General features: G+C 49.8%; 12 protein-coding genes. 7 read left to right on the forward strand and 5 right to left on the reverse strand.

From position 1 onward, the window contains the following. Positions 1-150: 150 nt before the first annotated feature. The 3 genes from ppdD to hofC are packed head-to-tail and all read left to right on the forward strand — an operon-like array spanning position 151 to position 3,310. Entirely contained in the window at positions 151-597 is a 447-nt protein-coding gene (gene ppdD / locus J1781_RS03210) for a prepilin peptidase-dependent pilin (protein ID WP_129953185.1), read from the forward strand. After that, positions 597-2,093: a type II secretion system protein GspE gene (gene gspE, locus J1781_RS03215; RefSeq protein ID WP_217233200.1), complete on the forward strand. Its 1,497-nt coding sequence runs from the start codon at positions 597-599 to the stop codon at positions 2,091-2,093. Before ppdD ends, gspE begins: the two co-directional genes overlap by 1 nt. After that, on the forward strand, positions 2,090-3,310 hold the full coding sequence (gene hofC, locus J1781_RS03220) for a protein transport protein HofC (RefSeq protein WP_217233201.1): 1,221 nt from the start codon (positions 2,090-2,092) through the stop codon (positions 3,308-3,310). The genes gspE and hofC overlap by 4 nt, the downstream gene beginning before the upstream one ends. Positions 3,311-3,374: 64 nt before the next feature. On the opposite strand, the gene J1781_RS03225 is transcribed toward hofC, so the two are convergent. Next, positions 3,375-4,418, reverse strand: a complete 1,044-nt coding sequence (locus J1781_RS03225) for a GMP reductase (protein ID WP_217139501.1) — start codon at positions 4,416-4,418, stop codon at positions 3,375-3,377. Between the two features lie 242 nt (positions 4,419-4,660). Here J1781_RS03225 and coaE point away from each other — a divergent pair, with 242 nt between their 5' ends. From coaE to yacG, 3 genes are read left to right on the forward strand one after another with little or no spacing between them, the layout of a single operon-like run. Further along, positions 4,661-5,257 (forward strand): dephospho-CoA kinase, encoded by a 597-nt coding sequence (coaE, locus tag J1781_RS03230; RefSeq protein WP_217233202.1) that lies wholly within the window; start codon positions 4,661-4,663, stop codon positions 5,255-5,257. A 25-nt stretch (positions 5,258-5,282) separates the two neighbouring features. Further along, a complete protein-coding gene (gene zapD, locus J1781_RS03235; RefSeq protein ID WP_129953190.1) occupies positions 5,283-6,035 on the forward strand; it encodes a cell division protein ZapD in 753 nt (250 codons plus the stop codon). A gap of 9 nt (positions 6,036-6,044) precedes the next feature. Next, complete coding sequence (gene yacG / locus J1781_RS03240) at positions 6,045-6,242, forward strand: DNA gyrase inhibitor YacG (RefSeq protein ID WP_013576999.1); 198 nt, start codon at positions 6,045-6,047, stop codon at positions 6,240-6,242. An 80-nt stretch (positions 6,243-6,322) separates the two neighbouring features. Here yacG and mutT read toward each other — a convergent pair whose 3' ends face one another. From mutT to secM, 3 genes are all read right to left on the reverse strand, one after another. Further along, a complete protein-coding gene (mutT, locus tag J1781_RS03245; RefSeq protein ID WP_129953191.1) occupies positions 6,323-6,724 on the reverse strand; it encodes an 8-oxo-dGTP diphosphatase MutT in 402 nt (133 codons plus the stop codon). Between the two features lie 113 nt (positions 6,725-6,837). Then, positions 6,838-9,555 (reverse strand): preprotein translocase subunit SecA, encoded by a 2,718-nt coding sequence (gene secA, locus J1781_RS03250; RefSeq protein WP_129953192.1) that lies wholly within the window; start codon positions 9,553-9,555, stop codon positions 6,838-6,840. 80 nt (positions 9,556-9,635) lie between these two features. Continuing rightward, positions 9,636-10,163 (reverse strand): secA translation cis-regulator SecM, encoded by a 528-nt coding sequence (secM, locus tag J1781_RS03255; RefSeq protein WP_129953193.1) that lies wholly within the window; start codon positions 10,161-10,163, stop codon positions 9,636-9,638. Between the two features lie 26 nt (positions 10,164-10,189). Between secM and J1781_RS03260 the strand changes: the two genes are divergently transcribed. Continuing rightward, the gene (locus J1781_RS03260; RefSeq protein WP_129953194.1) at positions 10,190-10,714 is read left to right on the forward strand and encodes a DUF721 domain-containing protein; all 525 of its coding nucleotides are present in this window, start codon (positions 10,190-10,192) and stop codon (positions 10,712-10,714) included. Positions 10,715-10,729: 15 nt separating this feature from the next. Here the strand turns inward: J1781_RS03260 and lpxC are convergent, their stop codons facing one another. Continuing rightward, on the reverse strand, positions 10,730-11,647 hold the full coding sequence (gene lpxC / locus J1781_RS03265) for a UDP-3-O-acyl-N-acetylglucosamine deacetylase (RefSeq protein ID WP_129953195.1): 918 nt from the start codon (positions 11,645-11,647) through the stop codon (positions 10,730-10,732). Positions 11,648-11,691 lie beyond the last annotated feature (44 nt).

Genomic DNA, 11,691 nt, shown 5'->3' on the forward strand with positions numbered 1-11,691 from the left:
CGCGCAAAAATTTTGACTGCCTTGCTGGCGGACATATTTATCCTGGAAGATATCGTGGAAAAGCCAGAAATGGCACTGGAGTCAGGTTTTTTCTCCGTTTAATTTGCTGCCTGAGAAACGACAACGCAGCCTTACGAAACGGAGAACGTCATGAACCGGCAACAAGGATTTACCCTCATTGAACTGATGGTGGTGATCGCGATTATTGCGATCCTCAGTGCCATCGGCATACCCGCGTACCAGAGCTATATCCAGAAAGCAGCCATGACAGACATGCTGCAAACCATGGTGCCCTACAAAACCGGTGTCGAACTGTGCGTCATAGATACGGGGGCGCTGACAAATTGCAACGCCGGTAGTCAGGGCATTCCGGCAACGACCACCAGTCGCTATGTCAGCCAGATCCAGGTTAATTCCGGTGTAATTTCACTGACCGGTCAGCAGGCACTGGATGGCCTCAGTGTTGTGATGACGCCGGTTCCGGATAACCAGGCGGGAGGTATTACATGGAGCAGAATCTGCAACAATGCCGGTAATACCTCGATGGTTGAAGCTTGCGAAAGCATTTTCCGCTTTGACACCACAGGAGCGCCATAATGAGCGATACCCCCCTGCGCCCAGAGTCTCCATCCATTAACAACCGCCTGCAAAGTGAAGCGTCACTTGAAGCATTGTGTCAGCGCTACAAAGCCGTTGTGTTGCATCGCGACCACCAGATGCTTCATGTTGCATGCCATGAAACAGAGGCAGATTCTGAGGCGTTAAGTCAGGTACTGCGCTTTGCCACCGGCTTAAAAGTGCAGCTTGAACGCTGGCCACAAACGCGGCTGGAACAAGCTATGGAGCAAGGTAGTTCAGAAATAAAGGAAAATATCGCTGCAGAAAAACCGTTATCGCCCGCAGAAACGGATGAAAGCAATGAGCTGAATAATCAGAGTGATGCGCCAGTCATTAACATCCTCAATCAGATACTCAGACTGGCAATCACCCGCAGGGCGTCTGATATACATTTTGAGCCCTACGAGCACAGTTTCCGGGTTCGTATGCGAATTGACGGAGTATTGCAGGAAGTGCCCGGCCCTGAATTTTCGATGGCAGCCGGGGTATGTGCGCGACTGAAGATTATGGGGCAGCTGAATGTGGCTGAACGACGGCTGCCACAAGATGGCCAGCTCTCAGTCATGCTGCAAAAGCAGAGATACTCCATGAGAGTATCTTCCCTGCCGACCCTGCACGGAGAGAAAATCGTGCTGCGCATTCTGCACATGACTCAGCAGGATCTCTCAATGTCGCAACTGGGTTTTACGCCACGAGACCTGGACTTTTTCAAAACCGCACTGAAGCATCCACAAGGTTTAATTCTGGTCACCGGCCCGACAGGCAGTGGAAAAACGGTAACGCTTTACAGCGGCCTTCGTCACCTGAATGCCATCTCCCGCAATATCTGCAGCGTGGAAGATCCGATTGAGATCCCGGTCAGTGGCATCAATCAGACGCAGATTAACAGCAAAACAGATCTTAGTTTTGCCAGCGTCCTGCGTGCCTTATTACGTCAGGATCCTGATGTTATTATGGTTGGCGAAATCAGAGACAAAGAAACAGCCGAAATCGCCGTAAAGGCGGCGCAAACCGGGCATCTGGTCCTCTCAACCCTCCACACTAATTCTACCTGCGAAACACTGACCCGCCTCCGACAGATGGGGATTGAAGGTTTCCATATTGCCGCCAGTTTGCGTCTTGTGATTGCCCAGCGGCTGGTACGAAAATTGTGCCCGCATTGCCGCAAACCGCACATGTCGCTGGTTGAAAAAAGTGCTGATGGCATAAGCGGCCACATACCTTTATGGCTGCCTGCAGGATGCCATCAATGCTTTTCAGGCTATTACGGGCGTACCGGTATTTATGAAACGCTGAACATAACCCCCATGCTACAGCAGGCACTGGTGGCAGAGGCCAATGTGCATGAGCTGAGTAAAATTGCCCGGGAACAAGGGCAAAAGACATTGCATGAGGCCGGTATGTTGCTGGTCGAACAGGGGATCACCTCACTTGAAGAACTATATCGTGTTACCGGTGAGGGGGAAGGGGCATGAAAACTGAGGGTGACACACCTCATTCCTGGCGACTCTATCGCTGGCAGGCTATCGACACACAGGGAAGTATTCAGCAAGATCACTGTATTGAGCTGGATAAGGCCAGAATTTATCCGCAGCTTTTTGCGGCCGGTTTGCAACCCCTTAAAATCACTATGAAACAACGACTGGGAAAGCGTTTCTGGAAAAATCAGGAACGTGTTGCGTTCATCAGGCAACTTGCAACGCTGCTACAAGCCGGGTTACCACTGGTGAATGGCCTGACCTTACTGGCCAATGAACACCCGAAACCCGCGTGGCATTGTGTATTGTTAAATATCGCGAAAGGCGTTCGCGAAGGGAAACCGTTATCGGTCACATTGAATTATTATCCGGATGTTTTTCCAGATATTTACAGGCAAATAATTTCTATTGGTGAACTCACGGGACAACTGGACAAATGCTGTCTGCAACTGGCCGCTCAACAGGAACAACAGGCTGAACTAAGAAGCAAAGTGAAAAAAGCACTGCGGTATCCTCTGATTGTCGGCCTGATCGCGATAGTGGTCACGTTGCTCATGCTGACTTTAGTGTTGCCTGAGTTTGCCAAAATTTATGCTTCTTTTGATGCCGAACTCCCCTGGTTTACACGCATGCTGGTCGTTGCTTCTGATGCCATCCTTAACAGCGGCCCCTGGCTGGCGGGTATTTTGTCGCTTTTGTGTTTCGGCTACTGGCAGAAATTGCACCCGCTTAAGCATTGGAAACTACGCGAGCAGATGTTACTGCTCAGGCTACCTCTGACATCACGCCTGGTGACAGACAGTTGCCTCAGCCAGATATTTCAAACGCTGGCAATGACACAGCAGGCTGGAATGACGTTAATTGCCGGGCTCACAGCAGCATCTGCATCAATGTCTAATCTGCATTTTCAGGCTGCACTGAACCACATACGCGAGCACATCATGCAAGGAACGCCGCTGCATAAAGCTTTTGTCCAGTCGCCACTGTTCCCGACCTTATGTCATCAGCTGATAAAAATCGGTGAAGAATCAGGAGCGCTGGATGAGTTATTGCTGAAACTCGCACATCTGCATCGTGACAAAGCTAACTCGCTTGCGGACTCATTGTCACAAATGATTGAACCGATACTCATGGCTGTAATGGGAGTGATTGTTGGTGGACTGGTGATTGCGATGTATCTGCCCATTTTCCAACTGGGTTCGGTGATGGGGTAAACAGAGAGGTAAAAAACGGTGAAATAGCGGCGAAACATGTTTCGCCGCTATGACTGAATCGGGCTTATTTACTGCCAAACAGACGATTTTCCTGTTCCGCGACACGGATAAAGGTTGTTCGCTTGGTCAGTTCTTTCAGACGCTCTGCACCGACATAAGTACAGGCAGAACGCAATCCACCGAGAATGTCACGCACGGTGTTTTCAACCGGGCCACGCAAAGGCAATTTGACTGTTTTACCTTCTGCTGCGCGGTATTCAGCAACACCACCAACGTGGCGTTTCATGGCAGACTCTGAACTCATGCCATAGAAGAGCATGAATTTTTCGCCATTCTCTTCAACGACGGTGCCTTCACATTCATCATGCGCAGCCAGCATGCCGCCAAGCATGACAAAATCAGCACCGCCACCGAACGCTTTTGCCACATCGCCAGGAACAGCACAACCGCCATCGCTGACAATCTGCCCGCCCAGACCATGAGCAGCGTCAGCACATTCAATAACAGCGGAAAGCTGCGGATATCCCACACCGGTTTTTACGCGAGTCGTACATACCGACCCCGGACCGATGCCGACTTTTACGATGTCCGCGCCAGAGAGAATAAGCTCCTCCACCATTTCACCGGTCACCACGTTGCCCGCGCAAATGACTTTATCCGGGCAGGCTTCGCGTACACGTCGCAGGAAATCTACAAAGTGCTCGGAATAACCGTTAGCAACATCCAGACAAACAAACTTCAGCAGAGGCGATAAAGCAAGAATTTGCAGGGTCTTAACGAAATCAGCTTCTGACGTCCCGGTTGATACCATGACATTACGCAGCACGGATTCATCGGAGGACGTCACGAAAGCCTGCCACTGTTCTACGGTATAATGTTTGTGTACAGCCGTAAGCAGGCCAAAAGACGCCAGTACGGCCGCCATGCGGAATGTGCCAACAGTGTCCATGTTCGCGGCAATAATCGGGGTGCCGGACCAGTTGAAACCTGAGTGTTTAAAAGTGAATGTGCGCTCCAGTTCAACTTCGGAACGACTTTTGAGGGTAGAACGTTTTGGGCGGATGAGTACGTCTTTAAAACCTAACTTCAAATCTTCTTCAATGCGCATGGCGTGTGAGTCCTGGTTTGGCGACGGGTCGCTAGGGTGCACGGCAAATTTTTACACACCCTTTCCAGTGGTTTTATCATACACAGGAAAATGACAACGGCAAGATGGCTTTTACAACCTCCATCACAGACTTTTGATTGTGCAGATTAATAATTTTTCTCATCAAAACCGGGAACACCACGGCTTGCACTTACTCATAATCTCTTTATCATTTACCTAACGAATTTTATCAGAGCACCAATATGAGCTATATCGTTGCATTGACCGGAGGTATCGGTAGTGGCAAAAGTACCGTTTCCGCAAGCTTCGCACACCACGGCGTAAGCATTGTCGATGCAGATGAGATTGCCCGTCAGGTTGTTGCACCCGGTGAACCCGCACTGGAAGGACTGCGTCAGCGATTTGGTGAAAGTATTATTTCCGCTGATGGCTCACTGAAACGTCCGGCGCTTCGTGAGCGAATTTTCAGCAATGCTGATGAAAAAGAATGGGTTAATAAATTATTACACCCCATTATTCATGCCAGAACACAATATTTGATTGCTGAGGCGCAGACGCCGTACGTACTCTGGGTCGTACCGCTGCTGATTGAAAATGGATTACAGACGCAAGCGAACCGCGTTCTGGTCGTGGATGTAGAACCCCATATTCAGCTTTCCCGGACGATGTCGCGCGATGGTATCAGCCGCCAGCAGGCTGAAAGTATTATTGCTGCGCAGATCAGCCGTGAAAAACGTCTGGCCTGCGCGGATGACATTATTGATAACAGCGGTGATCCGAAATTAATTGAACCGCGTGTTGCCCAATTACATCACCGCTACCTGCAACTTGCGGTGTGAGTAAACAGACAGGATATTGCCAAGCATGACTGATGTAGCTGCAACCGTTCTCTTTGAACATCCACTGAATGAGAAAATGCGTACCTGGCTTCGCATCGAGTTTTTATTGCAACAGATGCATTCCAACGCACAACTCACTGATATCGCCTCTGCTCTGCTATTTTTTCGCACCGCTGCAGATTTATTGGATGTGCTGGAACGTGGTGAAGTTCGCACCGATTTACTGAAAGAGCTTGAACGCCAGCAGCAAAAATTGTCTCAATGGAAAGATGTCCCGGGCGTTGATTTAGTAAGGATCGAAGGACTGCGCGCTGAGCTTAAGCAATGCGCATCGGTATTAATGAAAGCTCCACGCATAGGTCAAGCCCTGAAGGAGGATCGTCTGGTCGCGCTGGTTCGCCAACGTCTGAGTATCCCGGGCGGGTGCTGCAGCTTTGATTTGCCGACACTGCATATCTGGCTTCATCTGGCACAGTCACAACGTGATCGTGAAGTGCAAAACTGGCTCGAAACTCTGGCTCCGCTGAATAATTCGCTGATGATGGTACTGGATCTGATCCGTCAGTCTGGCGCGTTTCGTAATCAAATCAGTTTGAATGGATTTTTCCAGGACAACGCGGAAGGCGCAGATCTGTTACGATTACGGCTCTCGATGGAAAACCAGCTTTATCCGCAAGTATCCGGGCATAAAACCCGTTATGCCATTCGCTTTTTACCCCTCGACAGTGAACATGGCGTGGTTCCCGCGCGACTGAATTTTGAACTTGCCTGCTGCTAGGAGTTGCAAATGGACCCTGAAATTATTGAAGTAAATTGCCCGACCTGTCAGAAAATCGTGGTTTGGGGTGAACAAAGCCCTTACCGCCCTTTTTGTTCCAAGCGTTGTCAGCTCATTGATCTCGGCGAATGGGCCGATGAAGAGAAACGCATTCCAAGTAAGGGGGATGTGAATGATCTGGATGACTGGAGTGAAGAAGAGATTTAATCCGTACAGCGTATAAAAAGGAGCTCCGGCCCCTTTTTATACGCTTTCGAATTGTGTATACCATTGAATTCCAGGCGTAATCAGTACTGATTATTCTTGAGGGCGGTAACAATCCCTTCATTGGCGGGAGGAAACTCCTCCTCTTTCAAGCCGGCCTGCGCAACCCAGCGCTTCGGCTGCCCTTCTTTGCCATACGGCTCGCCCTGCCAGTCTTCTACCAGAAAAAAATAGAGCGTAATAATACGATCCGGAAACCGGTGCTCCAACGTTTTCAGCAACACAGGAGATTTAGCATCTATGCCGACCTCTTCCTGTAACTCGCGAATAACGGCCTGTTCCGGTGTTTCGCCCGCTTCAATCTTACCGCCCGGAAACTCCCAGAACCCGGCCATATGTGATGATGCATCGCGCTGAGTGATAAAGATTTCTTTGCTGGCATTCCGGATAATGCCTGCTGCGATATTAAGTTGTTTAAGCGCCACAGTTCCACCTATCCGCTGACTACATTGACTGTTGTTATGAGGACTATTTAGCCAAAAATAAAGGCGGCAATTAAGCCGCCTTCAAGATTAACACGATGACTTAGTCGGAGATGTTACTTTTGCAGGCGGCCATGACATTGTTTGTATTTTTTACCGGAACCACACGGGCAGAGATCGTTACGGCCTACTTTGCGATCACCGGAAGAAGCAAGTCGCGCTGCCTCAGCCACTTCGATTTCCTGCTGATCCTGATGGCTAAGCTGCTGCTGACGAGCCAGACGCTCAGCTTCTTCACGGCGCTGAATCTCCATCGCTTCCACTTCTTCAGGCATACGCACCTGGACTTTGCTTAGTACGCTGACCACTTCATATTTCAGGGATTCGAGCATGGCAGCAAACATCGCGAAGGATTCGCGTTTGTATTCCTGCTTAGGATCCTTCTGCGCATAGCCGCGTAAATGGATACCCTGACGCAGGTAATCCATCGCCGCCAGGTGCTCTTTCCACAGTGAGTCCAGTGTCTGCAACATCACGCCTTTCTCGAAGTTACGCATCATTTCAGCGCCAACCACTTCTTCTTTACGGGCGTAAGATTCTTTCGCGATCTCCATGATACGTTCGCGCAGGGTTTCTTCGTGCAGTTCCGGCTCTTTATCCAGCCATTCAGAAATCGGCATTTCCAGCTCGAAATCATTCTTAAGGCGCTCTTCCAGACCTTTTACATCCCACATTTCTTCAAGGGATTGTGGCGGAATGTAACTGTCGATAGTGGCTTTGAATACATCTTCACGGATGCTGGCGATGGTTTCGCTCACATCAGACACGTCCAGTAATTCGTTACGCTGGCTATAGATCGCACGACGCTGATCACTTGCCACATCATCGTATTCCAGCAATTGCTTACGAATATCGAAGTTACGGCTTTCAACTTTACGCTGAGCGTTAGCAATGGCTTTAGTGACCCATGGATGTTCAATCGCTTCGCCCGGTTTCATACCCAGTTTACGCATCATGCCTGACACGCGGTCAGAGGCGAAGATACGCATCAGGGCATCTTCCATAGACAGATAGAAACGGGATGAACCGGCGTCACCCTGACGACCCGCACGGCCGCGCAACTGGTTATCAATACGACGGGATTCATGACGCTCAGTACCAATAATGTGTAAACCACCTGCAGCCAGAACGGCGTCATGACGGATCTGCCATGCGGCTTTAATTTCAGCGATTTTCTCATCCGTTGCTTCTTCGCCCAGGTTTTCGACTTCAACCTGCCAGCTGCCGCCCAGCACGATATCTGTACCACGACCGGCCATATTGGTGGCGATGGTGACTGCACCTGGCTGACCCGCCTGAGCAACAATGTCTGCTTCTTTGGCATGGAATTTGGCGTTAAGGACGCTATGCGCAATGCCCGCCTTGGTCAGTTCGTTGGAAACAACTTCTGATTTTTCAATGGAAATAGTACCAACCAGAACAGGCTGACCTTTGGCAGTACACTGGCGGATATCTTCGATAATCGCGCCAATTTTTTCCATTTCGGTCATGTACACCAGGTCGGCCATATCTTTACGCACCATAGGGCGGTTCGTTGGCACAACAATGGTATCCAGTTTATAAATAGAGCTGAATTCGAACGCTTCGGTATCCGCAGTACCGGTCATGCCGGCCAGTTTTTCATACAGACGGAAGTAGTTCTGGAAGGTGATGGATGCCAGCGTCTGGTTTTCGTTTTGAATTTCAACGCCTTCTTTGGCTTCAACTGCCTGATGCAGACCGTCTGACCAGCGACGGCCTTGCATGGTACGACCGGTATGTTCGTCGACGATAATGACCTCGCCGTCTTTCACGATGTAATCAACATCGCGGGTAAACAGCACGTGCGCGCGTAATGCCGCCGTGACGTGGTGCATCAGCATGATATTAGTCGGGGAATACAGAGATTCGCCTTCATCCATAATGCCTGCATCTACCAACATTTCTTCGATCAAGACCAGGCCACGCTCGGTCAGGTGAACCTGGCGCGCTTTCTCATCAACAGAAAAATGTCCTTCACCCTGGAAGGTATCTGAATCTTCTTTTTCCTGACGGATCAGTTTAGGGATCAGTTTATCTACCCGCGTATACATTTCTGAGCTGTCTTCGGCCGGGCCGGAGATAATCAGCGGGGTACGTGCTTCATCAATCAGGATGGAGTCAACCTCATCCACCAGCGCATAGTGCAGTTTGCGTTGTACACGTTCTTCAGGGCTGAATGCCATATTGTCGCGCAGATAGTCAAAGCCGTATTCGTTGTTTGTACCGTAGGTGATGTCTGCAGCATAAGCAGCACGCTTCGCCGGAGAAGGCATACCTGGCAAGTTGATGCCGATGCTCAGGCCAAGGAATTCAAACAGCGGACGGTTATTTTCGGCGTCACGCTGTGCCAGATAATCATTGACGGTAACGACGTGAACGCCCTTGCCACTCAATGCGTTCAGGTAAGCTGGCAGGGTTGCGGTCAGCGTTTTACCTTCACCGGTACGCATTTCTGCGATGCAACGCTCGTTCAGCACCATACCGCCCAGCAGCTGCACATCGAAGTGACGCATACCGAATACACGTTTACTGGATTCACGGACAACCGCAAAGGCTTCCGGGATCAGGTTTTCCAGTACTTCACCTTTCGCCAGGCGCTCACGGAATTCGTTGGTTTTCGCCTGCAGTTGCTCATCGGTCAGCTTTTGGATTTCAGGTTCCATGCGGTTGATCAGGTCAACCACTTTACGCATACGGCGCAAAGTACGGTCGTTACGGCTACCAAAAACTTTGGTCAATAATTTGATTAACATAGTGCTTAATATCTCTTGGAGGCCACGCAATGTAGCCAATAATTTGTTGATTTATAAATAGAGTTTAGAATTACAGTCTGTTAAATCAGAGGGGACGGACCGGCACGAATGCCTTGCACCTGTGCTAACCACAGGCCGGTTTGATACGATGAAGCAAGAGGGAGAAAAGGTTGCTGCGTCTGACGGATGATAACCGGAGGTTTTGGCTCATGGGTCAGTAAAGCATTCAGGGTCACCAGCAACGCGAGTTGCTGAACATGCAGCGGTTCAGCTTCCTGCATTTCTGCTTCCGGCTGCGCGACGGTGTAAACGACCTGCGGTGCCAAAGCAAAAGAAAGATGACGGATGACCGTGCGTAATGCATGCTGTTGCCAGTAATCTACACCGAAAGACGGGCGGCGATTCGCCTGGAGTAACGCAAGATTACTCAGCCCTGTGCTGGCGATAGTAAGACGGTTTAGGCTTGAGGATGTATTGGGAGCCGCTGGCAGTTCCGTTTGCGACAGGTTAGTGGACACGCCAAGGCTTGCCGCGACCATCCCCAACAGGAGATGCGGCCAAAAATACCTTCTGCCAAATTGTCGCCAACGATTTAGAATGCCAATCACAAGTTTACAATCCGCCGGAGCCCATCATGCGCGATAGTCGCCCACAATTATTAGATATCCTGTTCGATGACGCCTCTTCGACTGAACAAAGCCCGCTGCGTATTGTTCAACAGCGTGCGGCGGCGTTATTGAAACTCAACCGCGCAGTGAAAGGCCTGTTACCGGCACCCATGCAACCCTGGTGTCGTGTCGGTAATTATCGACAGGGAGTTTTAGTACTTGAAATAGCTAATGCCAGCTGGATGATGCGATTACGCTATGAACAACCCGCATTACTCTCTGCACTTCGAGCGCAAATTCTACCATCATTGTCATCAATCGACATCAGGATTAATCCTTCGCTCATGGCGAAAATGGAAAATGCTTCGCAGATTGCGGTTAAAAATAAAGCGAACGCGTCAGAATCTATGCCTGTCAGGCATTTGAGTGCACAAAGTGCAGAGGAATTAAGGGGACTTGCGAGCCGGAGCCCGGAGAAACTCAGAAAGGCTTTAGAACGACTGGCTGAATTGGCCGGAGAGAGTGCCAAACCAACCAGTCGTAATAAGTAATACCAAAAGTACCGATTACGCCAATACTGTAGACGGTGCTTTAAAAGCCAGTGGCATTTCAGCTTCATCCTGGAACGTGACTAATTCCCAGGCTTCCTGCTTAGCCAGTACCGCTTGCAATAACTTGTTGTTCAAGGCGTGGCCAGATTTGTAGGCGGTAAACGCACCAATAATGTTATGCCCACACATGAACAAGTCACCGATAGCATCCAGCATTTTGTGACGAACGAATTCATCTTCAAAACGCAGGCCATCTTCATTAAGCACACGGTAATCATCTACAACAATTGCGCAATCAAAGCTGCCACCCAGGCACAAACCGCGTGACTGCAGGTACTCGATATCACGCATGAAACCGAAAGTACGTGCCCGGCTGATTTGGCGAACAAATGCTTCTGCGGAGAAGTTCATCTTGTAGCGCTGAGAACTGGAATCAATCGCCGGGTGATTGAAGTCGATGGTGAAGTCCAGAGAGAAACCATTAAAGGGTTTGAACTCAGCCCACTTATCACCGTCTTCAACACGCACAGTATCTTTGATGCGCAAGAATTTCTTCGCGCTGTTCAGTTCTTCAATCCCTGCATCCATCAACAGATAGACGAAAGGTGCGGCACTACCGTCCATAATAGGCACTTCCGGCGCGTCGACTTCGATAATAATGTTATCGATGCCCAGGCCTGCTAATGCCGCATTAAGGTGTTCTACCGTAGAAATGCGTACGTCATGCTCATTAACCAGGCAAGTACAGAGCATGGTATCACGCACGGATTTTGCATCTGCCGGGAAATCAACCGGTGGATTCAAGTCAGTGCGACGATAGATGACCCCGGTATTTGCCGGTGCAGGACGCAGAGTCAGGGTGACTTTCTTGCCGGTATGCAAACCGACGCCCGTCGCCTGAACGATACGTTTTAATGTACGTTGTTTGATCATCGTTTTTATCTCGCAATGTTTATCCATCCAACCGACCTAAGCAT

The sequence above is a fragment of the Rahnella perminowiae genome (assembly GCF_019049695.1).
GTDB classification, from domain to species: domain Bacteria; phylum Pseudomonadota; class Gammaproteobacteria; order Enterobacterales; family Enterobacteriaceae; genus Rahnella; species Rahnella perminowiae.